This is a genomic window from Sphingomonas olei (assembly GCF_045369765.1).
Taxonomy (GTDB): Bacteria; Pseudomonadota; Alphaproteobacteria; order Sphingomonadales; family Sphingomonadaceae; genus Sphingomonas; species Sphingomonas panaciterrae.
In genome coordinates this window covers 101940-125989 of sequence record NZ_JBIQEU010000001.1, presented here as the reverse complement: position 1 = coordinate 125989, position 24050 = coordinate 101940, and the positions used below count along the sequence as shown (strand labels likewise).

The following is a 24050-nucleotide window of genomic DNA, read 5'->3' as shown; positions in this document are numbered from 1 at the left end:
TCAGGTGAAGACTTGCGTGATCCACTCGGCGATCATCGCGGGCTTTTCGCTGCCCTCGATCTCGATCGTGGTCTCGGTGGTGAACTGATACTGGCCGGGACGCTTTTCATCGAACTCGGTCAGCTTGGAACGGCCGCGCACGCGCGATCCCGACGGGACGGGGGCGAGGAAGCGGACTTTGTTGCCGCCATAGTTGACGCCCATCTTCACACCGTCGAGCCGCGGCATGCCGGGGTTCTTCGCCGACAGCAGCGGCAAGAGCGACAGTGTCAGAAATCCGTGCGCGATGGTCGTGCCGAACGGCGTCTGCTTGGCGCGTTCCGGGTCGATGTGGATGAACTGGTGATCGCCGGTCGCGTCGGCGAACTTGTTGATCATCTCCTGGGTCACTTCGACCCATTCGGACACGCTTTCCTTGCCGATCGCGGCCTTCATCTCGTCTGCGTTCACGAAGACTCCCCTTGGCTTCCTCATCCCGTTCGCGGGTGCAGCACTCCTCTAGTCTTTTGGCCTGCGCGCCCGCAAGTCTTGTCGACCGGAAGCTGGAAATTCGCCGCGGCAGCAGGGCAACCGGACGAACCCCATCTTCGAAATTGCCCTTACGGCACCCCGCCCCCGCAGCCGCCTTGCGCGCGCCACCATAAATAATGTTATGGTGGTAAAGACAGCTGCCGGAGGGGCGGCGCGACAAAGGAGAGGCAGCTTGGCTTACGAGCAGATCATCTATGACGTGAAGGACGGGGTGGCGACGATCACGCTCAACCGCCCGGAAAAGCTCAATGCGTTCACCGGCACGATGATGGCCGAGATGATCGACGCCTTCGATCAGATCGACGCTGACGATGACGTGCGCTGCGTCATCGTGACGGGCGCGGGCCGCGCCTTCTGTGCCGGCGCCGATCTGTCGGCCGGCGCCAAGACGTTCGATTATGACAAGCGCACCGATCGCCCCGACAAGGGCAGCGGGCAGGGCGGCCTCACCTATGAGATGGAAGAGGCGCGCGACGGCGGCGGGCGCTTGACGCTGCGCATCTTCGAATGTCTGAAGCCGGTGATCGCCGCGGTGAACGGCGCGGCGGTCGGCGTCGGCTCGACCATGCAGCTGCCGATGGACATCCGCATCGCCAGCGACTCGGCGCGCTTCGGCTTCGTCTTCGCCCGCCGCGGCATCGTGCCGGAGGCCGCGTCCAGCTTCTTCCTCCCGCGCGTGGTCGGCATCAGCCAGGCGCTCGAATGGTGCTACACCGGCCGGGTGTTCGGCGCGCAGGAGGCGCTCGATGGCGGCCTGGTGAAGCAGGTGGTGCCGGGTGACGAGCTGCTCGCCGTTGCCAACGCGCTTGCGCGCGAGATCGCCGATAATACTGCGCCCGTCTCGGTCGCGCTTACCCGCCAGATGCTGTGGCGCGGGCTCGGCTTCCAGCATCCGATGGACGCGCACAAGGTCGACAGCCGCGCGATCCTCTCGCGCGGCCGCTCGGGCGACGCGAAGGAAGGCGTCACTTCCTTCCTCGAAAAGCGCACCCCCGTGTACCCGGACAAGGTGTCGTCCAACATGCCGGACTTCTTCCCTTGGTGGGAGGAGCAGAAGTACGGCTAAATCGCAGGGTCCCTCGGCCTCATGCCGCGCTATGATGCGGTATGAGTGTCGAGGATGACAAGCGGCTGGCCGCGGAGGCGGCGGTGGCCGAGGTGCGCGACGGCATGGTCGTGGGCCTTGGCACCGGCTCCACTGCGGCCTTTGCCATTGGCGCGCTCGGCGCGCGCGTCGCGCGGGGGCTGCGCGTCCTGACCGTCGCGACCAGCGAGGCGACCGTCCGCGCCGCCATTGCGGTCGGCATCACCGTCAGCGACTTTGCCGATTACGCCACGATCGATCTTGCCATCGACGGCACGGACGAGATCGACGACCGCATGTGGGCGATCAAGGGCGCCGGCGGCGCGATGCTGCGCGAAAAGGCGGTCGCCGCGGCGGCCCGCCGATTCGTGGTGATCGCCGACGGGTCGAAGCGCGTGCCGGCGATTGGCGCGGCAAAGCTCCCCGTCGAAATCCTCCCCTTCGCACGCAGCTTCGTCACCGCGCAGCTTTCAACGCTGGGCGCCATCGTCACGGTGCGGCCGGACTATCGCAGCGACAATGGCAACCTCGTCGCCGACTGCCGCTTTGCGCCCATGCCCGACCCCCGCGTCCTCGCGCGCATGATCGACAAAATCCCCGGCGTGCTGGGCCACGGCCTGTTCCTCGATGAGGTGGATGCCGCCTATATCGCCACCGATGGCGTCGTTGCGCGACTGGAACGCGGCGGACGGAGCGACTAGAGGGGCCGCGACTCGGCAACCGGGCACTTGCCCGGGCGTTCGATACCCATTCAGCGAGGGCCCCCGATGACCGACACCGCCAATCCCGCGAACGTTCATGAGGACGGCTCGTCCGACCGCCTGGCGATCGACACCATCCGCACCTTGTCGATGGACGCGGTGCAGGCGGCGAACTCCGGCCACCCCGGCACGCCGATGGCGCTGGCGCCGGTCGGCCACACGCTGTGGACCAAGTTCCTGCGCTATGATCCCGCGCATCCGCACTGGGCCAACCGCGATCGCTTCGTGCTCTCGGTCGGCCATGCCTCGATGCTGCTCTATTCGCTGCTGCACCTGGCCGGCGTGAAGCAGCCCGATGGCGCCCCCGCCGTCAGCCTCGACGATATCAAGGCCTTCCGCCAGCTCGGCTCCAAGACGCCGGGTCACCCCGAATACAGTCACACCGTGGGTGTCGAGACGACCACCGGCCCGCTCGGCCAAGGCTGCGGCAATTCGGTCGGCATGGCGATCGCCGAGCGCTGGATGGCGGCGCGGTACAACCAGCCCGGCTTCACCCTGTTCGACCATGACGTCTATTCGCTGTGCGGCGACGGCGATCTCATGGAGGGCGTCGCGGCCGAGGCGGCCAGCCTCGCCGGCCATCTGAAGCTCTCCAACCTGTGCTGGATCTACGACAGCAACAACATCTCGATCGAAGGCGACACCGACCTCGCGTTCGACGAGGACGTCGGCATGCGCTTCCAGGCGTACGGCTGGAACGTCATCCACGTCGACGACGCCAATGACGTCGCCGCGCTGACCAAGGCGTTCGAGCAGTTCCGCGCCACCACCGACAAGCCGACGCTGATCATCGTCCATTCGATCATCGGCTGGGGCTCGCCGCGCGCCGGCAGCGAAAAGGCGCATGGCGAGGCGCTGGGCGAAGAGAATGTCCGCCTCACCAAGCAGGCCTATGGCTGGCCCGAGGACAAGAGCTTCTACGTGCCCGAGGGCGTGCAGGAAGGCTTTGAGGGCGCGATGGTCGAGCGCAGCGCCCCGCTGCGCGAGGCGTGGGAGGCAAGCCTCGCCAAGTATCGCGAGGCGCATCCGGATCTCGCCAAGGAAGTCGACGCCATCCTCGGCGGCACGCTGCCGGAGGGCTGGGATGTCGACATCCCGACCTTCGAGGCCGATGCCAAGGGCCTCGCCAGCCGCGATTCGAGCGGCAAGGTGCTGAACGCCATCGCCAAGAAGATGCCGTGGCTGATCGGCGGCTCGGCCGATCTCGCGCCCTCGACCAAGACCGACATCAAGGGCGAGGCATCGTTCGAGGCGAGCAATTACGCCGGCCGCAACTTCCACTTCGGCGTGCGCGAACATGGCATGGGCGCGATCGTCAACGGCATGGCGCTGTCGGGGCTGCGGTCCTACGGCAGCACCTTCTTCGTGTTCCTTGATTACATGCGCCCGCCGGTCCGCCTGTCGGCGCTGATGGAGCTCGGCGCGGTGTGGGTGTTCACGCACGATTCGATCGGCGTGGGCGAGGATGGCCCGACGCACCAGCCGATTGAGCAGCTCGTCATGCTGCGCGCGACGCCCGGCCTCGATGCCTTCCGCCCGGCCGACGCCAACGAGGTCGCTGTCGCGTGGCGCGTGATCATCGAAAACCACAAGCAGCCGGCCGCGCTGGTCCTCTCGCGCCAGGCGCTGCCGACGATCGATCGCAGCAAATATGCCAGCGCCGACGGCGTGCGTCAGGGCGGCTACGTGCTCGCCGATTGCGACGGCACGCCCGACGTGATCCTCATCGCCACCGGCAGCGAAGTGAACCTCGCGCTCGAGGCGCATGAGAAGCTGATTGCCGAGGGCAAGAAGAGCCGCGTCGTCTCGATGCCCAGCTGGTTCCGCTACGAGCAGCAGTCCGACGCCTATAAGGAAAGCGTGCTGCCCGCCGCGGTCACTGCGCGTGTCGCGATCGAAATGGGCGGCGAGATCGGCTGGGACCGCTACGTCGGGCTGAAGGGCCGCACGATCACCATGTCGACCTTCGGCGCCTCGGCCCCGATCGCCAAGCTCGCCGACCAATATGGTTTCACCACCGACAATGTCGTGAAGGTGGCGAAAGAGGTCATGGCTGCCTAACTCTAGGGTAACGAGCCCGTCCGGTCCGAGCGAAGTCGAGGGTCGGGGCCGGACGGGCAGGCGACATTCACGCCAACGTGTCCCGACTTCGCTCGACACGAACGGACGGAGACAGGACTGATGGGCAAGCTCAACGATCTCGCAGGTGCCGGCCAGGCGGTGTGGCTCGATTTCGTCGACCGCAAGTTCCTGGAGGCTGGCGGCCTGCAGAAGCTGGTCGACGAGGACGGCGTCACCGGCGTCACTTCCAACCCCACCATCTTCCAGAAGGCGATGGGTGAGGGCACGGCCTATGACCAGACGCTCGCCGCGTTCGACAAGGCCAATCCCGGCGCGTCGGCGATGGACCGCTACGAACATCTCGCGATCCAGGACATCAAGGCGGCGGCCGAGACGCTGCGCCCCGTCTATGACCGGCTGAACGGCAAGGACGGCTATGTCAGCCTGGAGGTCTCGCCCTATCTCGCCAATGACACCGACGGCACCATTGCCGAGGCGCAGAAGCTTTGGGCCGCCGTCGACCGGCCGAACCTGATGATCAAGATCCCCGGCACCCCGGCCGGCGTGCCGGCGATTGCCGCGACGATTGCCAATGGCATCAACGTCAACGTGACGTTGCTGTTCTCGCAGGAATCCTACCAGGCGGTGGCGCTCGCTTATGTCGAGGGTCTCGAACTGCGCGTCTCGCGCGGTGAGCCGATCGATCGCATCGCCAGCGTCGCCAGCTTCTTCATCAGCCGCATCGATGCGGAGATCGACAAGAAGATCGACGCGCTGATCGAGAAGGGCGGCGCCACCGCCGACGAGGCCAAGGCGCTGAAGGGCAAGGTGGCGATCGCCAATGCGAAGCTCGCTTATGCCTGGTATCAGGATTTCATCGCCTCCGACCGCTGGCAGGCGCTGGCCGCCAAGGGCGCCCAGCCGCAGCGGCTGCTGTGGGCGTCGACGGGTACCAAGAACCCCGACTATCCCGACACGCTGTACGTCGACACGCTGATCGGCCCCGACACGGTCAACACCATGCCGCCCAAGACGCTCGACGCCTATCGCGAGCGCGGCACGGCGCGCGTGACGCTGACCGAGGATCTGGACGGCGCGCGCAAGGTGCTGGCCGATGCCGACCGCCTCGGGCTCGACCTGCCGGGCGTCACCGAGCGGCTGGTGGAGGAGGGCGTGGCCTCGTTCAGCAAGTCGTTCGACGATCTGCTCGGCTCGATCGAGGCAAAGCACCCCGCCGACGCGTGATCGCTCGCGGAACGGAACCCCCCGTTCCTCCGTTCGCGCTCTGCCGGCCTTCTGACATGCCACGTCGTTGCGCATGTCGGGGGGCGGGCGGGGCCGTAACGGCAATCACGTGGAGCCAATAGGTATGAAGATCGGCATCATCGGCCTCGGCCGGATGGGCGGTAACATCGCGCGTCGGCTGATGCGCGGCGGGCATGAAGTGGTCGTGTGGGATCGCAATGCCGAGGCTGTGTCCGCGCTCGGCGGCGAAGGTGCGATCACCGCCACCTCGCTTGATGATGTCCGCGACAAGCTCGACAAGCCGGCGATCTTCTGGGTGATGCTGCCCGCCGGTGCGCCGACCGAGGAGACGATCCAGGCGCTGTGCGGCGACACCTGCGCGGAGGGCGACATCATCATCGATGGCGGCAACACCTTCTGGAAGGATGACGTGCGCCGCGCCAAGGCGCTCGCCGAAAAGGGCGTCCATTACGTCGACGTCGGTACCTCGGGCGGCGTCTGGGGGCTGGAGCGCGGCTATTGCATGATGATTGGCGGCGACAAGGAAACCGTCGACCTGCTCGATCCGATCTTCGACACGCTCGCACCTGGCGTCGGCAGCGTGTCGCGCACCCCCAACCGCTCCGAGGATTGCGACCCGCGCGCGGAAAAGGGCTACATCCACGCCGGCCGCGCCGGCGCGGGCCATTTCGTGAAGATGGTGCACAACGGCATCGAATATGGCCTCATGCAGGCTTATGCGGAGGGCTTCGACGTCCTGTGGGGCCGCAATGTGAAGCATCTGCCCGAGGACGAACGCTTCGAGTTCAACCTGGCCGAGATTTCCGAGGTATGGCGCCGTGGCTCGGTCATCTCCTCCTGGCTGCTCGATCTCACCGCCTCGGCGCTGGCGCAGGACCAGACGCTGTCGAACTTCTCGGGCAATGTCGCCGATTCGGGTGAGGGGCGCTGGACGATCGATGCCGCGATGGAACAGGCGACACCGGTAGCTGTGCTGACCACGGCGCTGTTCGCCCGTTATCGCAGCCGCATCGACGACATGTACGGCGACAAGCTTCTTTCCGCGATGCGCTTCGGCTTTGGCGGCCACGTCGAAATCCCGCAGTGAGCCGCGCCCGATGATGCTCCTCGTCAGCGATGTCGACGGCACGCTCGTCGACACCGCCAAGCAGCTCACGTCCGGCACGATCGCTGCGGTGCGCCGGCTGCAGGATGCCGGCTTCGGCTTCACCATCATCAGCGCCCGGCCCATGTCGGGCATTGCGCCGATCGCCGAGGCCCTCGCGCTCGACGTACCGATGGGCGCCTTCAACGGCGGCACGATCTTCCGCCGCGGCGGGGAGATCCTGTGCCATCACCGGATCGACGTCGCGGTGGCTCGCGCCGCGGTGGCGCAGGCCCATGAGCGCGCCGTCGACATCTGGGTGTTCGCCGGCGACCAATGGTACGCGACCAGCGTTGACAATCCGCACGTCGCCAGTGAGCGGGTGTCCTCCAATCAGGAACCGGTGATCTGCGCCGGCTTCGACGATCTGCTCGATCATGCCGACAAGATCACCTTTGTCAGCGACGACCATGCGGCGCTCGACACGTTCCGCGATTCGCTCCAGGCAGAGTTCGGCGACCAGGCAACGATCGCCAAGTCGCAGAGCTATTATCTCGATATCACCGCGACGCGCGCCAACAAGGGCGACGGTGTCACCATGCTCGCCGACGCGCTTGGCTTCCCGCTGACGCGCACCATCGTGATCGGGGATCAGGCCAACGACCTGCCGATGTTCGCCCGCGCCAATCGCGCCATCGCTATGGGCAATGCCACCGACGAGGTGAAGGCCAGGGCAGGCGACGTCACCATTGCCAATAATGAGGATGGCGTCGCACACGCCATCGACCGTTTCATCCTGGGGAGAATGATGTGAAGCAACTCGTTGCCTTTGATCTTGATGGCACGCTGGCCGAGAGCAAGCAGGCGATCCAGCCCGACATGGCGGCGGCGCTGGCCAAATTGCTCACGGTCGCGCATGTGGCCGTGATCTCGGGCGGCGACTGGCCGCAGTTCGACAAGCAGGTCGCCAGCCAGCTTCCGGAGAATGCCGATCGCGCGCGCCTCTGGCTGATGCCGACCACCGGCACGAAGCTCTACACCTTCCGCGACGGTCAGTGGGGCTCGGTCTATGCCGAACTCTTCACCGACGATCAAAAGAAGAAGATCCTGACCGCCTTCGACGAGGCGCTGGAGGCGACCGGCTTCGTCCCCGAGCAGACGTGGGGCGAGCGGATCGAGGATCGCGGCAGCCAGATCACCTTCTCCGCGCTCGGCCAGCAGGCGCCGATCAACGCCAAGGAGAGCTGGGATCCCGATTTCGCCAAGCGCAAGGTGATCCAGGCCGACCTCAAGAAGCGTTTGCCGGGCCTCTCGATCAACATGGGCGGCGCCACCTCGATCGACATCACGCAGGAGGGGGTCGACAAGGCGTACGGGCTGAAGCGCCTGCGCGACGAAAGCGGCATCCCGCTCGACGCAATGATGTTCATCGGCGACGCGATCTTCCCCGGCGGCAATGATTATCCGGCGAAGGAACTGGGGCTCGATACCGTTCGCGTGCGCGATCCGCAGGAAACGCTCAGCGTCATCGCCGCGATCGTCGCCTGCCAGAAATAGGCACCGGTTCGAAACAGGAGAGGGGGGCTGTCGGCACCGCTGGCGGCTCCTTATTCTTGCGGCCAGCGCCGCTCAGCGCGTCAGCACTGCCTTCGCCCGCCCGGACAGCCGCTCGATCGCCGCCTTGTGGATCCCCTGGCTGCTGGTGATGACGCCGAACGCCTGAGGGTCGGGCTTGTTGAACACCAGTGCGCCGCCCAGCGCATCGGTGACGCAGCCGCCCGCCTCCTGCGCGATCAGCGCGGCGGCGGCGATGTCCCATTCATTGCCCCAGCGCAGGGTCGCGACCAGATCGGCGCGGTCGTCCGCCACCATCGCCATGCGCAGCGCGATCGAATTGGGCTTTTCCACCATGGCAAGATCGCGGTCCGCCTTGGGCAGCGCATCGGTCGGCACGCGCGACCCGGCAAAGTCGGTGCGCTGGCTGGCAGTGATCGGCCGCTGGTTCAGCGTCGCGCCGCACCCCGCCGCCGCCTGCCACAATTCGCCGCGCGCCGGCGCATCGAGCACGCCGACCACCGCACGCCCGTCCTCGACCAGCGCCACCGACACCGCCCAGCCGGTCCGCCCGCGGATATAGTCGCGCGTGCCGTCGATCGGATCGACCACCCAGATCCGGCGGCGCTGCAGGCGCTCCGGGCTGTCGGCGGTTTCCTCCGACAGCCATCCCGCGTCGGGCAACAGCGCACTCAGCCGCTCGCGCAGCATCGTGTCGACCGCCAGGTCCACCTCGCACACCGGGCTGCCCGCTTCCTTTTCCCACCGCGCGAAATCGGTGCGGAACTGCGCCATCGCCAGCGCCCCCGCCTCGCGCGTGATGCCGGCAATCGCGGCCGTCAGGTCGTGCAGCGGCGGCATCACCCTCCGGCGACCGTCATCCCGTCGATGCGAACCGTCGGCACGTTGGTGCCATAGCGGAACTCAAGGTCGGTGGCCGGGGTCAGGTTCAGGAACATGTCCTTCAGATTACCGGCGATGGTGAACTCCGCGACTGGCCGCGTGATCCGCCCGTCCTCGATCAGGAAGCCTGCCGCGCCGCGGCTATAGTCGCCGGTCACCGAGTTGACGCCCTGACCGATCAACTCGATCACATAGACGCCGCGCTGGATGTCGCCGATCAGCGTTTCGACCGGCACATGGCCCGCATGCATATAAAGGTTGCTCGTCGTCACCCCCGGCGCGCCGCCGACGCCGCGCGCGGCATGGCCGGTCGGCTCCAGCCCAAGCTGCCGCGCGCTCGCGCTGTCGAGCAGCCAGGTTTCCAGCACGCCATTGTTGATGATGTCGCACGGCGACACCGGCAGCCCCTCGCCGTCGAACGGCCGCGAACGCAGCCCGTGCGGGCGATGCGGATCGTCGGAGATCGTCACGCCATCCGCGAACACCTTGGCGCCGAGCGAATCGAGCAGGAACGACGTGCGCCGCGTGATCGACTGGCCCGCGATCGCACTGGTCAGATGGCCGAGCAGCCCGGCGCCGACGCGCGGATCATAGACCACCGGCATCGACGCGCTCTCGATCCGGCCGGGGTTGAGCCGCGCCACCGCGCGCTCGCCGGCGCGCTTGCCGACGTCCTCGGGGCTTTCCAGCCGGCTGCGGTGCCGCGCCGAGTGAAAGCCATAGTCGCGCTGCATCCCGCCGCCTTCGCCGGCGATCACGCTGGCGGACAGGCCATAGGCGGAGGTGGAATAGCTGCCGGCAAAGCCGTGGCTGGTCGCCAGCGCCCACACGCTGCGCGATGCGCTCGCGCCGCCGCCCTCGCTGTTGGTTACGCCGGCGACGGCCAGCGCGGCTTCCTCGGCGCGCATCGCCATGTCGCGCAGTGTCGCCGGGGAAACCTCCTCCTGATCGTCGAGGTCGAGCAGCGGGGCCGTGCCGCGCATCAGCCGCGCCTCGGGGGCGAGCCCCGCCCATTGATCCTCCGGCGCCTCACGCGCCATCGCCACCGCCCGCTCGACCAACGCGTCGAGCGCGGCCGGCGACAGGTCGGAGGTAGACACGCTCGCCGATCGCTGCCCGATGAACACGCGCAGCCCCAGGTCTTCGCTCTCGGACCGGCCGACATCCTCCAGCTTGCCGAGCCGGACGGAAATGTCGTTGGAGGCGTCGGCGGCAAACACCGCATCGGCGGCGTCCACGCCCGCGGCAACGGCACGGGCGACGATATCGGCGGCGCGATCCTGCGCCTGGGCGGAAGTCAGCATGGCACGCGACTTAGGCGGCCGCACCGCCCGTTGCTAGGGTGAACCCGCGTCAGAGCGGCGTTCCCACGACCAGACAGGCCAGGAACATCAACAGGCCGGCGAAGCGGTTGGCGCGGAATCGCGCCAGCGCGCCAGCGCCATCATCGGGGCGAAGGGTCGCCACCTGCCAGCCAAGGTGCGCCGCCATCGGCAGCAGCGCGGCCAGCACCAGCGGGTCGGGCCGGCGCAGCCACAGCGCGCCCGCCCACAAGAGCAGCGCCAGCGCGTAGCAGAGTGCGGTGCCCGCGCGGACATGCTGCCCCATCCGCAGCGCGGACGATCGCACGCCGATCAGCGCATCATCCTCGCGGTCCTGAAGCGCGTAGATCGTGTCATAGCCGATCACCCAGAAGATGCCGCCGGCGTACAGCAGCAGCCCCGGCGCGGTCAGCGATCCCCACGCCTCCATCCATCCCACCAGCGCGGCCCAGGAGAACACCAGCCCCAGCCACGCCTGCGGCCACCAGGTGATCCGCTTCATGAAGGGGTAGCCGGCGACCAGCGCGAGGCTGGCGATCGAGACGAGGGCGGTGTCCAGCCGCAACTGCAGCAGCACGACCAGCCCGATCAGGCTCAGCACGCCCAGCCAGGCAAAGGCGGCCTTTACCGATACCGCGCCCGACGCCACCGGGCGCGAACGGGTCCGGGCGACGCTCGCGTCGAGGTCGCGATCGACGATGTCGTTGTACACGCATCCCGCGCCGCGCATCGCGATGCTGCCGATCAGCAGCCACAGGATCAGGGTCCAGCGGTTCACTGCCTCGCCGGCCAGCGCGACGCCCCATGCGCCCGGCCAGAACAGCAGCCACCAGCCGATCGGCCGGTCGAACCGGGCGAGCAGGGCATAGGGCCGCACGCTGGCGGGCAGCATCGCGATCAGGCCGCGGTGCTCGCTGTCGGGGGTGATCTCGGCGGGGCGGGGGTGGGGAGCGCTGGTCACGGCCGACTGACTACCCCCGCTGCCGCGGTTTCGCCACAGCCCTGTGGCAGGAGCAGCGCAGAGCCGTCCGGGCCTGCAAGCGATCCCGCTGTGCTCGGCGTCGCGCACCGCCGCCGCGGGGCCGACGCTTGGCGGCATGCGTTGTGCCCCGGTGGATGTAACACAGGACGATCAGGATGCCCGATCACACTCTTGCACGCATGATGACGCTGGCGGCTGGTGCCATGGTGCTGGCGACGACGACTGCGGCGGGGCCGGCGATGGCACAGGGAAAGTCCGGCCTCGACGGCATCTGGCGTAACGACAGCGACAGCGTGCGCATCCGCGTCGCACCGTGCGGTGGCCAGCTGTGCGGAACAGTGGTGCAGGCGAGCACGAAGGCGAAGGCGGATGCCGCCGCCGGCGGCACGCTGCAGTTGGTCGGCACGGAATTATTCAGCGGTTTTCGCCGCGGCGACGACGGATTGTGGTACGGCCGCGTTTATGTGCCGGACATCGGTCAGGAATTCGACGGGACCATTGATCAGGTCGATCGCGACACGATCGTCGGCAAGGGGTGCCTGTTCGCCAATTTCGCCTGCAAGTCGCAGACGTGGCGGCGCGTCGCCGGCGCACAGAAATGATCGACTGATCGGGTGAAGCGCGCCGCATGATTCATCTGTCCGTTGCTGTCGGCCGCTTCGTCGAAGCGTTGTTCTACGCCATCCTGCGCGTCGCCGGGGTGATCACTGGGGTCGTATTGCTGGTCGCGCTCGCCGGGCTGGTCCTGTTTCTTCTCGCACGCTGGATGATCGGGCGGGGGCGCCGTAAGGGCGCGGGCCGATGATCGCTACTCCTGCCTGGCCACCGCGCTCCACCCCGCGCCTCTTCCTTGATCGCCCGCTCGGCATCGGCCCGGTACAGGTCGACGGGCCGGCGGCGCATTATCTCGCCGGCGTGATGCGCGTGAAGCCCGGCGATCCGGTGCGATTGTTCGATGACGTGACCGGCGAATGGCTCGCGATCGTCGCCGCGGCTGGCAAGCGCGACCTCACGCTCGACATCACTGAGCAGCTTGCCGTGCGTGAGGCGGTGCCCGACCTGTGGCTGGTCGCCGCGCCGCTGAAGAAGGGCCGGGTCGACTGGATGGCGGAAAAGGCGTGCGAGCTGGGCGTCGCGCGCTACGTCCCCGTCATCACCCGCCGCACGGTGGTGGACAAGCTCAACCTCGATCGCCTGCGCGCGCATATGATCGAGGCGGCCGAGCAATGCGGCCGCACTGCGCTGCCGCAGGTGGCGGAGGCCGTGAAGCTCCCCGCGCTGCTGCGCGACTGGCCGGCCGACCGCGCGCTCTATTTCGCCGACGAGCTGGGCGGCGTCGCCGCGCGCGACGCGATCCGCCCCGGTCCGGCGGCGATCCTGATCGGCCCGGAGGGCGGCTTCGACGATGACGAGCGCGCCGCGATCCGCGCGCTGCCACAGGCCGTCGGGATGGGGCTCGGGCCGCGTATCCTGCGTGCCGACACCGCCGCGGCCGCTGCGATCGCGGTATGGATGGCGGTCGCCGGCGACTGGTGAACGCCGTCTTGGCGAAACACCTAGCGGCCGTCACAAAGCCCCTTTAAGGCCGCGCCATGACGACGAAGACCGTTTCGGATAGCAACTCGCCGCTGATCGAGTCGCGTGACCAGCTGATCGCCAGTTTTGCGAAGGGCGAGAAGACGAAGGATCGCTGGCGGATCGGCACCGAACACGAAAAGTTCGTCTATTCACGCGCCGATCATCATGCCCCCAGCTGGGACGAGCCCTCGGGTATTCGCGCGCTGCTCACCGAATTGCAGCAATATGGCTGGAAGCCGGTCGAGGAGGGGGGAAAGATCATCGCGCTGACCGGCGCCGACGGATCGGTCAGCCTGGAACCCGCCGGGCAGTTCGAGCTTTCCGGCGCCCCGCTCGACAATCTGCACCAGACCTGCGCCGAAACCGGCCGCCATCTCGATCAGGTGAAGGCGGCGGGGGACAAGCTGGGCATCGGCTTCCTCGGCCTTGGCATGTGGCCGGACAAGACCCGCGCCGAACTGCCGATCATGCCCAAGGGCCGCTACGCCATCATGCTTCGCCACATGCCGCGCGTCGGCACGATGGGGCTCGACATGATGCTGCGCACCTGCACGATTCAGGTGAACCTCGACTATGCGAGCGAGGCGGACATGGTGCAGAAATTCCGCGTCGGCCTCGCGCTCCAGCCGCTCGCCACCGCGCTGTTCGCCAACTCGCCCTTCACCGAAGGAAAGCCCAACGGCTATCTCAGCTACCGCAGCCATATCTGGTCGGACACCGATCCGGCGCGCACCGGCATGCTGCCCTTCGTGTTCGAGGACGGCTTCGGCTACGAACGCTACGCCGACTATATGCTCGATGTGCCGATGTACTTCGTCTACCGCGACGGCAAATATATCGACGCGGCCGGGCTCAGCTTCCGCGATTTCCTGAAGGGCGAGCTGTCCGTCCTTCCCGGCGAGCTGCCGACGCTCGACGACTGGAACGATCACCTTTCCACCGCCTTTCCCGAGGTCCGGCTCAAGACCTTCCTTGAGATGCGCGGCGCCGATGGCGGGCCGTGGAACCGCATCTGCGCGCTCCCCGCGCTATGGGTCGGCCTGCTCTACGATCAGGGCGCGCTCGACGCTGCCTGGGACCTCGTGAAGCACTGGTCGATGGAGGCACGTCAGGCGCTGCGCGATTCGGTGCCCCGGCTCGGCCTCGACGCCCCTGTCGCCGGGCGCGGCACGCTGCGCGATATCGCCGCCGAGGTGCTCGACATCGCCAATGCCGGCCTCGCTGCCCGCGCACGGCTCAACTCCTCAGGCGACAATGAAACCGGCTTCCTCGATCCGCTGCGCGACATCGTGCGCACCGGCAAGGTCCCCGCGCAGCAGCTGCTCGATCGCTACAACGGCGCATGGGGCGGCGACGTGTCGAAGGTCTATGAGGAGCAGAGCTTCTGATCGGGACTTCCCGACGTGGCTGACGGCCGTCCTTCGCGCCGGACCCCGCGCCGCATCGGCCTCCTCGGCGGCTCGTTCAACCCCGCGCACAAGGGGCACCGGCGGATCAGCCTCGCCGCGATCAATGCGCTCGACCTTGACGAGGTCTGGTGGCTGGTCTCGCCCGGCAATCCGCTGAAGCCGGCCACCGGCATGGCGCCGCTGCCTGCGCGGCTCGCCTCCGCCCGCCGCGTCGCGCGGGCCGCGCGTATCCGCCCGACCGATATCGAGGCGCGGCTCGGCACCCGCTACACCGTCGACACGCTCGCCGCATTGGTGCGCCGCTACCCGCGGCATCGTTTCATCTGGCTGATGGGCGCGGACAATCTCGGGCAATTCCACCGCTGGCGCGACTGGCGCCGCATCGCCCGGACGGTTCCGATTGCAGTTATCGCCCGGCCAGGATATGATGCTGCTGCCCTCGCGGCACCCGCGACGGGTTGGCTGCGGCGCTTCCAGAGGCCCGCACGCCAGGCGAAGAACTGGACCGAGTGGAGTGTGCCAGCCCTGGTGCTGCTACGTTTCCGCCCTGACCCGACCTCCGCGACGCAGCTGCGCGCCGCAGATCCTGCCTGGCATCGGCGCTATGCGCTCCCCATATCAGCAGCCAAACCTTTCACCCAGGAGTGAACTTGCCCGCTTCCGCCAACGCCTATCGATCCCCTGACGCTGACAGCGTCGCGGCATTGCATAAGCTTGTCCTCGACAGCCTGGACGATGATCAGGCCGTCGACACCATCTCGATCCCGCTCGCGGGGAAGTCGTCGATTGCCGATCACATGGTGGTCGCCAGCGGCCGCTCCACGCGTCAGGTCGCCTCGATGGCGACCAAGCTGGCCGAGAAGATCAAGCGCGACACCGGCCGCTCCCCGCGGATCGAGGGGCTGCCCACCGCGGATTGGGTGCTGATCGACGCCGGCGACGTGATCGTCCACCTGTTCCGCCCCGAGGTCCGTTCCTTCTACAATCTGGAGCGCATGTGGTCGTTCGGCGACGCGCCGTCCCCGACGCCGACGGATCAGGCATCCCCCGGGAACGCCTGACCTGCTGCTCCACATCGTTGCGCGCGGACGGATCGGGCGCTCGCCCGAATCCGAGCTGGTCGACCGCTATCTGAAGCGGATCGCCTGGCCGACGCGCGTGACGGAGCTTCCCGATCGCGGCGGCAAGATCCCCGATGTTCCCGCCGCCACGCGCCGCGTCGTGCTCGACGAAACCGGCAAGGTCCTGTCCTCGGTCGAATTCGCGCGCCAGCTCGAACGCTGGCGCGACGATGGCGTGCGGGAGGCGCGCTTCATGATCGGCGCCGCCGACGGTTTCGGCGATGCCGAGCGCGAGGGGGCGGACCTGCTCCTGTCCTTCGGCCGCGCCACCTGGCCGCACATGATGGCGCGCGCGATGCTAGCCGAACAATTGTTCCGCGCCACCTCCATCCTTGCCAATCACCCTTATCATCGCGAAGGCTGACCGCCGATGCGGATGGGGGAGACAGCGATGCTCGTGGGGGCGGCGATGCTGCTCGCCAGCGCCACCAGCGCGCCCGATCCGATTGCGGTCGAACGCCGCCGGCTGACGCAAGCGAAGCAGGAGGCGGCCCGCGCCGCCGCCCGCGCCCGCGATCTGGAGCGGCGCGCCGGGCAGCAGCAGGATGCCGTCGCCCGTGCCCAGGCGGAGGAAAAGGCCGTCGCCGCCCGCATTCGCCGCGCGGAGGCGGATGTCGCCGCCGCCCGCGCCCGGCTCGCGCTGGTGGAGGCGCTGCTCGCCCGCCAGCGCGCGGAATTGGGGGAGCGGCAGCAGCCGGTCGCCCGGCTCGTCGCCGCGCTTGCCTCGCTCGCGCGCCGTCCCGCGGCGGCGGCCATCGTCCAGCCCGGCTCGGTCAGCGATCTGGTCCATGTCCGCGCGGTGCTGGGCAGCACCTTGCCGGCGGTGCGCCGAGACACGGCCGCGCTACGCACCGATCTTGCCGACACGCGAAAGCTGCGCGCCGACGCGACGCTCGCCACCACCGCGCTCGACCAGAGCCGCACCGCGCTGGTCGGGGAACGGCAGCAACTCGCCGCCCTGCGCGCGCGCCACGCGGCGGCGGCGTTGCAATATAATCGCGACGCCTTGATCCAGTCCGATCGCGCCATCGCGATGGGGGAGGAGGCGCGCGACATCATCGATCGCATGGCTGCGATCGGCGAGACGCGCGCCACGCTCGGCACGCTCGCCGCCTTACCCCCGCCACCAGCTGCACCCGCCGCAAGCCCGTCACCACCGGCCCGCTCCGCCGCCTATCGCCTGCCGGTCGCCGGCACGCTGGTGACCGGGCTTGGCGAGGTCTCCGAAAATGGCGTGCGCGCCCGCGGGCTGACGCTGGCGGTGCCGCGCGGCGCGGCGGTGGTCGCGCCGGCGGCCGGACAGGTGGTCTTCGCCCGCCCGTTCCGCCGCTTCGGCACGATCGTGGTGATCGATCACGGCGCCGGCTGGAATACGCTGGTGACCGGGCTGGGCAGTGCCGGCGTGAAGCGCGGCAGCAATGTCGCGGCGGGGCAGGCGATCGGCCGCGCGCCGCGCACCGCGCCGACGCCGCAGATCACCGTCGAGCTGCGGCGACGCGGCCAGCCAGTCGACATCACGGCGCTGCTCGATTGATCGCTGAAAATCGCCCGACATCCCCGCGTGATGCCGCGCGATGCTCAGCCTCCATTAAGCTGCCAGGGTGCTTTGCTCGCCGGCGTGAAAGCCGCTAAAGCCTGTCGATCCGGTACGCCCTAGGACGCACACCTATGAAGTTCCCGCTGCTTTCCGCCACTGCCCTGGTCGCGACGCTGGCGCTCGCACCCGTGACCACGGGGGCGATGGCGGCGGTGGATGCCAGTGCCTATCGCGAGATGGAACGCTTCATGGACGTGTATAATCGCGTCAAGGCGGACTATGTCGACAAGGTCACCGATGCGCAGCTGATCAAGGGCGCGATCGACGGCATGCTCGCCTCGCTCGATCCGCATTCGGGCTATGTCGACGCGGCCGATTACGAAAACCTGCGCATCGCGACCGAGGGTAATTACGGCGGCCTCGGCCTCACCGTCTCGCTGGAGGATGGCGCGGTGAAGGTCATCGCCCCGCAGGAGGATTCGCCCGCGTGGCGCGCCGGGATCAAGGCCGGCGACTATATCACCCACATCGATGGAAAGCTGATCTACGGCGGGTCGCTCGATGAGGCGGTGGCCCAGATGCGTGGCAAGCCGGGCTCGAAGCTGGCGATCACCATTGTCCGCCCCGGCCGCGACAAGCCGATGGAGCTGACGCTGACGCGCGAGCTGATCGTCCAGCGCCCGGTCAAATGGGAAGTGAAGGGCGATGTCGGCTATCTCAACATCAACACCTTCTCCGAAACCACTGGCGCCGACACGCGCGCCGCGATGGTCGCGATCGAAAAGGCGCTCGGCCGCCGCCCGCTCGGCTATGTCGTCGATCTTCGCTCCAACGGCGGCGGGCTGCTGACCCAGGCGATCGAGGTCGCCGACGTCTTCCTCGAGGGCGGCGAGGTCGTGTCGCAGCGCGGCCGTGAGAAGGGCGATATCGAGCGTTATTACGCCAAGCCCGGCGACATGGCGCACGGCCTGCCGATCATCGTGCTCACCGACAGCGGTACCGCATCGGCCTCGGAAATCGTCGCCGGCGCGATCCAGGATCATCACCGCGGCCTCGTCATGGGCGAACGTACCTTCGGCAAGGGTTCGGTCCAGACGCTGCTTCAGATCGGGCCGACGACGGCGCTGCGCCTCACCACCGCGCGTTATTACACCCCGTCGGGCCGCTCGGTGCAGGAAGGGGGTATCGAACCCGATATCGCCGTGCCGCAGATCAGCGACCCTGATTACAAGTCGCGCCCGGTATTCCGCGAGGCGGATCTTCGCCGCCACCTCATCAATGAGGTGAAGGCCGACGACAAGATCCTCGAGGAGGATACGAAGGACGATCCGCGCTTCTCGGCAACGCCGGACGAACTGAAGAAGCAGGGCGTGGAGGACTTCCAGCTCTGGTACGCGCTGAAGACGATCGCGCGGCTCGGCGGCCCGCCGCAGGTCGCCGCCGTCACGGCATCGATGAAGAAGGATGTTGCGGCGAAGTGACCCAGTCGCAGACACGCGCGCGTCTGATCGCGCTGCTTTTGCCATTGCTGCTGCTGGCGGGTGCCTGGGGATCGCAACTGATCGGCGGGCTGGCCCCGTGCGAGATGTGCCACTGGCAACGCTGGCCGCATTATGCCGCGGTCGTCTGCGCGGCGTTCGCGTTCATCGTGCCGGGTCGCTCCAGCAAGGTGACGATGACGGCGGTGGCCGCGCTGCTGATCGCGCTCTCCGGCCTCATCGGCGTGTTCCACGCCGGCGTGGAATATCATTGGTGGCCCGGCATCACCGCCTGCTCGACGATGGCCGGGGGGGAGGGCGTGTCGACTGACGAGATGCTCCGCCGGATTCTCGCTGCGCCGGTCGTGCGGTGCGACGCGGCACAATGGACGTTGTTCGGCGTTTCCCTGGCTGGGTACAATGCCATCCTGTCGCTCGGTGGAGCCGCGGTGATCGGCGTCTTGATTGGAAAGGCACGATGAACTGGAAACCCGGTGATCGCCGGCGCGATACCAAGGCGATGATCCGCGTCGATCAGGCCGGTGAATTCGGCGCGACGCGCATTTACGCCGGGCAGCTCGCCATCATGGGCCACCGCTCGCCCGCCGCGCGCGAGATCGCGGGCATGGCGCTGCAGGAGGAACGCCACCGGCAGTTCTTCGACCGACTGATCGCCGAGCGCGGCGTGCGGCCGACCTTGTTCCAGCCGTTCTGGGATGTCGCCGGCTTTGCGCTGGGCGCGGTCACGGCCGCGATCGGTCCGGAGGCCGCGATGGCCTGCACTGCGGCGGTCGAGACGGAAATCGACAAACATTATGCCGAGCAGCTGGTTGAGCTTGGCACGGACGATCCCGAACTCAGCGACGCGATCGCCGAATTCCAGGCGGAGGAGCTGGAACATCGCGACAAGGCGCTGGCCAGCGGCGCGGAGGATGCGCCGGCCTATCCGCTGCTGTCGGCGGTGATCCGCCTCGGCTGCCGCGCGGCGATCGCCACCGCCAAGCGGATCTGAAGGAGAGTTGGAGCGATGCGATTGATCGGAACGTCGGTGCTGGCCCTGCTGATCGCCAGCCCGCTGGCGGCCCAGACGGTACAGACGGCGCCGGTCGATGGCGCGCCCGCGTCGCCGCCCAAGGTCGTGATCGTACCCCCGCCGTCGAAGCCGGTGGCACTGCCCGGCGCGCCGCGCGCCAGCCGCCAGACCGTCTCGACCGAAACCGCGCGTGGCGCCCCGGTCAATGGCGTGCTCGTTCTCTACGGCAACGAACGCTGCCCGACGAACAGCAATGGCGAGGAAATCGTCGTCTGCCAGCGCCGCAGCGCGCAGGAGCAATTCCGCATCCCGCAGGAAGTGCGCACGCTTGAGGTGACGCCGGAGAACGAAAGCTGGGCGGCGCGTGAAAAGGGCAACCAGGACGTCGGCGCGGTCGGGGTCGGCTCGTGCAGCACGGTCGGCGCGGGCGGCGCGACCGGCTGTTTCGTCCAGAACGCCCGCCGGTCGAAGCGCGAGGCCCAGGCCCGCGAACAGGGCGCGAATCCGAACCTCGATCCCTTCTGATCGCATCTGGCCGCGACGCGGCCGAACGCGGCCGATTGTCTCCAAATGCGTCACGCATACAGGCCGCCGGCATGACGATGGCGGCCGCTCATCACCCGGCATTCCGGCCGGATCAGGATAGGAGAGGCCCCTTGCGCGTCGCATTCCTGCTGTTCCCCAACGTCACCCAACTCGACCTCACCGGTCCCGCCCAGGTGCTCTCTCGACTCGGCGGCGATGCCCGTCTCGACCTCGTCTGGAAGACGCTGGACCCGGTCCCCACCGACGCCGGTTTCTCGATCCTCCCGACCGCCACCTTCGCCGACGTGCCGACCGCCGACATCCTCTGCATACCCGGCGGAATCGGCGTCAATCAGGTGATCGCGGATGATGCCGCAATGGCGTGGGTCGAACAAATTGGCGCGTCTGCGCAATGGGTTACCAGCGTCTGCACCGGTTCGATCATCCTCGGCGTGCGCCGCGTCTCGTTCGTCGCCCATGCGGGGAGGCGATCGCGATCATGGGGGCGCGCGGGGCGGGAAATCCACCTTGCTTCGCGGCATCGCGGCACCTTGCTGCCGCTCGCTGGAGAGGTGCGGCTGGACGGCGCAACCTTTGCCGCCTTCAGCGCCCAGACGACGCCCGAGCTGACGGGCGAACTGTTCTACATCGGCGCGGATCGAAAGAGTGACGAGCGCACCGGCGCGACCTTCTTTGAAGCCCGGCTGCGGGTGCCGGAGTCGGAGGTGCAGAAGCTCGGCAATCTGAAGCTGAAGGTCGGCATGCCGGTGGAGGCCTATATGCAGACTGGACGACGTTCGCTGATGTCCTACCTGGTCAAACCGCTGGTGGATCAATTCAACCGCGCGTTCCGGCAGTGATCCCCGCGCCTCAATAGAATTCGCGCAGCGTCAGCATTCGCTCGCGTCCATCGCACAGGCCCAAGGCGACGGTTCGTCCCGGCTTGCCCGCGGACCAGGTCGCGAGCGGCAGGGTGCCATAGTTGCGCGGGACAGGCTGCCCGTCGATGCGGCAAATCATGTCGCCCTCCTGCCATCCGGATTCCGCCGCCGGGCTGCCGCGCATGACGTGCAGCACACGCAGACGATCGCGGTCGATCCCGAACAGCAGCCCGCTGGTGGAGCGCTGTGGCGGCAAATCAGCCTTGCGGCCGGGCGACAGGATCATGCGGCCCGCGCCCGGGTCCAGCAGGACGCGATAGTTCTGCAGAAATCCCGTCCCGATCCGGCCGGCGGCATCGATCGACTCTGAAAACCCGCGCGGCGGCTCGATACGCACCTCGACATTGCGCGCGACCAACTCGCCGATCCGCAGGCTCGGCACGATGCCGATCGTGTTGGTGACGGTGCCCGCCAGACCGAAGGAAATCGTCGTCGTCGTGCGCACATTGTCGATCGCAGCCGCCTGCCAGCCTGGCGAGGTTACCGTTATCGATGATCCATCCCCCGTATCGACGATCATCGGCCGCAGGTGCGTGGCGCCCAGCGCGGCCTGGCTGACATAGACCATCCGATCACGCGAGATGGAGAGCGGCGCGGCCCGGCCGCGGAACGGCAATCGTCCGCTTGGTAGCAGTCGGAAACGGCGCGCCTCGAAGTCGATGTCGAGCGCATAGCGCGCGGTGAGGTCACGTCCGACGAGAAGGTCGACCGGCTCGGTACTGCCGGTTGCCAGCGCCGGCAGCGTCGCCACGGTAAGGCCGCCACCCTGCCGCGTCAGCGCGCCAAAGCTCACGTCCCGGGTCGCCGCCCAGCCGATCGGCACCAAACCACCGATGGCCGTCGCACTGCCGCCCGCCATGACCTTGAGCGCGGCTGCGTCGGCAAAGCGGCGCGACAAAACCGAATAGCTGACGCCGGTGTCGAGGATTGCGGTTGCCGGACGGCCATCGATCGTGAGCGAGAAGCGCAGCTGGTTCCCCGGCGTGAAATCGAACGGCACCCAGCGGCTTTCAGCATCGGGCGCCAGAACGAACACGCCCTGAGGCTGCGCCGCCGGGGACATCACCGGCGCGCCAGACTCGACCGAAGGGGAAAACGGGAGGGATCCCGCGCCAAGGGCCGGGGAGGCCGCCGTTGCAGCGATCGACAGGATCAGGGACACAGGCTGGCGTAGCGACCCCAAACGCGGGTGCCTATCCGGAAATTGCGCGACGGATCTGATGGAAGAGCGGCCGCCCCGCCGGTCCGGCGGGGCGAACCTACTCAGCCCTTGTTCGCCTGGCGCTTGGCCATGAAGGCGAGCCGTTCGAACAGCATCACATCCTGTTCGTTCTTCAGCAGCGCGCCATGCAGTGGCGGGATCGCCTTGGTCGGGTCGCGGTTCTGCAGCACCTCGAGCGGCATGTCCTCGTGCAGCAGCAGCTTCAGCCAGTCGAGCAACTCGCTGGTGGACGGCTTCTTCTTCAGGCCCGGAACGTCGCGGACGTCGTAGAAGATGTCGAGCGCCTTTGACACCAGCATCCGCTGGATGCCGGGGAAGTGTACGTCGATGATCGCCTGCATCGTCTCGCGATCAGGGAATTTGATATAATGGAAGAAGCAGCGGCGCAGGAAAGCGTCGGGCAATTCCTTCTCATTGTTGGACGTGATCACCACGATCGGACGCTCGACCGCGCGCACGGTTTCCTTCGTCTCGTAGACATGGAATTCCATGCGATCGAGTTCTTGCAGAAGGTCGTTCGGGAATTCGATGTCCGCCTTGTCGATCTCGTCGATGAGCAACACCGGAAGCTGGGGCGCGGTGAACGCTTCCCACAGCTTGCCCTTGCGGATGTAGTTGGAGATGTCGTGAACCCGCTCGTCGCCGAGCTGGCCATCACGCAGGCGCGCCACCGCGTCATATTCATACAGGCCCTGCTGCGCCTTGGTGGTGGATTTCACGTTCCACTCGATCAGGGGTGCGCCGGTCGCCTTCGCGATTTCATAGGCAAGGACGGTTTTTCCGGTGCCCGGCTCGCCCTTCACGAGCAGCGGCCGGCGAAGCGCCACGGCCGCGTTGACCGCAACCTTCAAATCATCGGTTGCGACGTAGCTCTGCGTGCCCTCGAAGCGCTTCATGCCCTCATCCCGTCTTGTTCGACTATCGGGTATGGCGATGCGGGAATTTTCGGGCGGGTGCAAGACGCTTGCCGTGCTGCGCGGTCAAAGCGCGTTGCGTGCTTCCATCCGCGCGGCCAGCAACTGCCACAGGCCGCGATGCTGGAGCGCGAGCTGCTGCGCGCCGAACGCCAGCGCGCGAGCAGGAGCCGGCTGCTGAGCGATCGTCGCGGCGGCCGCGATGATGTCCTCCTGCGGCGGAATAGCCGCGGGCAGCAACACCATTTCCGCGCAACAGGCCGCGACGCCCAGCACGTTCCTGATCGCGTGCCAGTCGAGCAGCAAGGCAAGAGCAGCTCCCACGGCGCAGCCCGCCCGCTCGGACGAAGCGAGGGTAGTCAGGGCATGGTGCTGGCCGGTGAGGGCCGCCTCCGCCTGCGTCGCGCGCGGGGTGGACGGGCGCGGCCCGATCGCGGCCGTCAGCGCAGCCAGCAGGTGCCGCTCCTCATCGAAGCCGGTCGCAGCAACGCGCAACCAGTCCCGGAGCGGCGCCGCGCCATTCGCATGTATTGCGCGCTCGACGAGGCTGGGCGCGCTGCCATGTAGCGCGCAGAGCGCATGGACGGCATCAGCCAGGTCGCGCACGGCGCCGTCGCCATCGACCAGCGCGGCGACATGGGCACAACCCGCTGTACCGTCTGCCGCCACGATGGCGTCAAGCGCGTGACGGATCGATGCAAAGCCCGCGTTGGGAGTCACCAAAACATACCTTCCGACGAGTTG

General features: G+C 67.7%; 27 protein-coding genes. 20 read left to right on the top strand and 7 right to left on the bottom strand.

The genetic code is table 11. From position 1 onward, the window contains the following. A complete protein-coding gene (locus ACH0BU_RS00695; RefSeq protein ID WP_241212609.1) occupies positions 1-435 on the bottom strand; it encodes a MaoC family dehydratase in 435 nt (144 codons plus the stop codon). A gap of 268 nt (positions 436-703) precedes the next feature. Between ACH0BU_RS00695 and ACH0BU_RS00690 the strand changes: the two genes are divergently transcribed. From ACH0BU_RS00690 to ACH0BU_RS00660, 7 genes are all read left to right on the top strand, one after another. After that, positions 704-1597 (top strand): crotonase/enoyl-CoA hydratase family protein, encoded by an 894-nt coding sequence (locus ACH0BU_RS00690; RefSeq protein ID WP_136450613.1) that lies wholly within the window; start codon positions 704-706, stop codon positions 1595-1597. A 41-nt stretch (positions 1598-1638) separates the two neighbouring features. Then, entirely contained in the window at positions 1639-2316 is a 678-nt protein-coding gene (gene rpiA, locus ACH0BU_RS00685; RefSeq protein WP_500263492.1) for a ribose-5-phosphate isomerase RpiA, read from the top strand. 66 nt (positions 2317-2382) lie between these two features. Beyond that, a complete protein-coding gene (tkt, locus tag ACH0BU_RS00680; protein ID WP_500263491.1) occupies positions 2383-4437 on the top strand; it encodes a transketolase in 2055 nt (684 codons plus the stop codon). Between the two features lie 120 nt (positions 4438-4557). Beyond that, positions 4558-5682: a transaldolase gene (tal, locus tag ACH0BU_RS00675; RefSeq protein WP_500263490.1), complete on the top strand. Its 1125-nt coding sequence runs from the start codon at positions 4558-4560 to the stop codon at positions 5680-5682. A 73-nt stretch (positions 5683-5755) separates the two neighbouring features. Then, positions 5756-6790, top strand: coding sequence for a phosphogluconate dehydrogenase (NAD(+)-dependent, decarboxylating) (gnd, locus tag ACH0BU_RS00670; RefSeq protein WP_331386552.1), 1035 nt, complete (start codon positions 5756-5758; stop codon positions 6788-6790). Between the two features lie 10 nt (positions 6791-6800). Further along, a complete protein-coding gene (locus tag ACH0BU_RS00665; RefSeq protein WP_500263489.1) occupies positions 6801-7601 on the top strand; it encodes a Cof-type HAD-IIB family hydrolase in 801 nt (266 codons plus the stop codon). Then, positions 7598-8344: an HAD-IIB family hydrolase gene (locus tag ACH0BU_RS00660; RefSeq protein WP_500263488.1), complete on the top strand. Its 747-nt coding sequence runs from the start codon at positions 7598-7600 to the stop codon at positions 8342-8344. The genes ACH0BU_RS00665 and ACH0BU_RS00660 overlap by 4 nt, the downstream gene beginning before the upstream one ends. Before the next feature lie 72 nt (positions 8345-8416). On the opposite strand, the gene ACH0BU_RS00655 is transcribed toward ACH0BU_RS00660, so the two are convergent. The 3 genes from ACH0BU_RS00655 to ubiA are packed head-to-tail and all read right to left on the bottom strand — an operon-like array spanning position 8417 to position 11458. Beyond that, positions 8417-9202 carry a 3'(2'),5'-bisphosphate nucleotidase CysQ gene (locus tag ACH0BU_RS00655; protein ID WP_500263487.1) on the bottom strand — a complete coding sequence of 262 codons (786 nt, stop codon included), beginning with the start codon at positions 9200-9202 and terminating at the stop codon, positions 8417-8419. Next, positions 9202-10548, bottom strand: coding sequence for a TldD/PmbA family protein (locus tag ACH0BU_RS00650; RefSeq protein ID WP_500263486.1), 1347 nt, complete (start codon positions 10546-10548; stop codon positions 9202-9204). Before ACH0BU_RS00650 ends, ACH0BU_RS00655 begins: the two co-directional genes overlap by 1 nt. A gap of 49 nt (positions 10549-10597) precedes the next feature. After that, complete coding sequence (ubiA, locus tag ACH0BU_RS00645) at positions 10598-11458, bottom strand: 4-hydroxybenzoate octaprenyltransferase (protein WP_500263675.1); 861 nt, start codon at positions 11456-11458, stop codon at positions 10598-10600. A gap of 245 nt (positions 11459-11703) precedes the next feature. On the opposite strand from ubiA, the gene ACH0BU_RS00640 reads away from it, so the two are divergent. From ACH0BU_RS00640 to ACH0BU_RS00580, 13 genes are all read left to right on the top strand, one after another. Continuing rightward, on the top strand, positions 11704-12150 hold the full coding sequence (locus ACH0BU_RS00640; protein ID WP_500263485.1) for a DUF2147 domain-containing protein: 447 nt from the start codon (positions 11704-11706) through the stop codon (positions 12148-12150). 26 nt (positions 12151-12176) lie between these two features. Beyond that, positions 12177-12353 carry a hypothetical protein gene (locus tag ACH0BU_RS00635; protein ID WP_164518904.1) on the top strand — a complete coding sequence of 59 codons (177 nt, stop codon included), beginning with the start codon at positions 12177-12179 and terminating at the stop codon, positions 12351-12353. Beyond that, positions 12350-13084, top strand: a complete 735-nt coding sequence (locus ACH0BU_RS00630; protein WP_046406934.1) for a 16S rRNA (uracil(1498)-N(3))-methyltransferase — start codon at positions 12350-12352, stop codon at positions 13082-13084. Before ACH0BU_RS00635 ends, ACH0BU_RS00630 begins: the two co-directional genes overlap by 4 nt. A 56-nt stretch (positions 13085-13140) precedes the next feature. Further along, a complete protein-coding gene (locus ACH0BU_RS00625; protein WP_500263484.1) occupies positions 13141-14514 on the top strand; it encodes a glutamate--cysteine ligase in 1374 nt (457 codons plus the stop codon). A gap of 15 nt (positions 14515-14529) precedes the next feature. Continuing rightward, a complete protein-coding gene (locus tag ACH0BU_RS00620) occupies positions 14530-15183 on the top strand; it encodes a nicotinate-nucleotide adenylyltransferase (protein WP_500263483.1) in 654 nt (217 codons plus the stop codon). Beyond that, the gene (gene rsfS, locus ACH0BU_RS00615) at positions 15180-15596 is read left to right on the top strand and encodes a ribosome silencing factor (RefSeq protein WP_417158927.1); all 417 of its coding nucleotides are present in this window, start codon (positions 15180-15182) and stop codon (positions 15594-15596) included. Before ACH0BU_RS00620 ends, rsfS begins: the two co-directional genes overlap by 4 nt. 1 nt (position 15597) lies before the next feature. Continuing rightward, positions 15598-16020 carry a 23S rRNA (pseudouridine(1915)-N(3))-methyltransferase RlmH gene (locus ACH0BU_RS00610; protein ID WP_500263674.1) on the top strand — a complete coding sequence of 141 codons (423 nt, stop codon included), beginning with the start codon at positions 15598-15600 and terminating at the stop codon, positions 16018-16020. Positions 16021-16047: 27 nt separating this feature from the next. Next, a complete protein-coding gene (locus ACH0BU_RS00605; RefSeq protein ID WP_500263482.1) occupies positions 16048-17190 on the top strand; it encodes a murein hydrolase activator EnvC family protein in 1143 nt (380 codons plus the stop codon). 134 nt (positions 17191-17324) lie between these two features. After that, positions 17325-18674 carry a S41 family peptidase gene (locus tag ACH0BU_RS00600; protein WP_046408492.1) on the top strand — a complete coding sequence of 450 codons (1350 nt, stop codon included), beginning with the start codon at positions 17325-17327 and terminating at the stop codon, positions 18672-18674. After that, positions 18671-19153 carry a disulfide bond formation protein B gene (locus ACH0BU_RS00595; RefSeq protein WP_046408494.1) on the top strand — a complete coding sequence of 161 codons (483 nt, stop codon included), beginning with the start codon at positions 18671-18673 and terminating at the stop codon, positions 19151-19153. Before ACH0BU_RS00600 ends, ACH0BU_RS00595 begins: the two co-directional genes overlap by 4 nt. Continuing rightward, entirely contained in the window at positions 19150-19683 is a 534-nt protein-coding gene (locus ACH0BU_RS00590; protein WP_125945505.1) for a demethoxyubiquinone hydroxylase family protein, read from the top strand. Before ACH0BU_RS00595 ends, ACH0BU_RS00590 begins: the two co-directional genes overlap by 4 nt. A 15-nt stretch (positions 19684-19698) precedes the next feature. Beyond that, the gene (locus ACH0BU_RS00585; protein WP_052742482.1) at positions 19699-20229 is read left to right on the top strand and encodes a hypothetical protein; all 531 of its coding nucleotides are present in this window, start codon (positions 19699-19701) and stop codon (positions 20227-20229) included. A gap of 71 nt (positions 20230-20300) precedes the next feature. Continuing rightward, a complete protein-coding gene (locus ACH0BU_RS00580; protein ID WP_500263481.1) occupies positions 20301-21089 on the top strand; it encodes a beta-barrel domain-containing protein in 789 nt (262 codons plus the stop codon). A 10-nt stretch (positions 21090-21099) separates the two neighbouring features. Here ACH0BU_RS00580 and ACH0BU_RS00575 read toward each other — a convergent pair whose 3' ends face one another. The 3 genes from ACH0BU_RS00575 to ACH0BU_RS00565 all read right to left on the bottom strand — a co-directional run bounded on the left by ACH0BU_RS00575 (position 21100) and on the right by ACH0BU_RS00565 (position 24026). Then, positions 21100-22233, bottom strand: a complete 1134-nt coding sequence (locus ACH0BU_RS00575; RefSeq protein WP_500263480.1) for an aspartyl protease family protein — start codon at positions 22231-22233, stop codon at positions 21100-21102. Positions 22234-22433: 200 nt separating this feature from the next. Continuing rightward, entirely contained in the window at positions 22434-23288 is an 855-nt protein-coding gene (locus ACH0BU_RS00570) for an AAA family ATPase (RefSeq protein WP_046408507.1), read from the bottom strand. Between the two features lie 84 nt (positions 23289-23372). Further along, positions 23373-24026 carry a DUF6975 family protein gene (locus tag ACH0BU_RS00565; protein WP_500263479.1) on the bottom strand — a complete coding sequence of 218 codons (654 nt, stop codon included), beginning with the start codon at positions 24024-24026 and terminating at the stop codon, positions 23373-23375. Positions 24027-24050 lie beyond the last annotated feature (24 nt).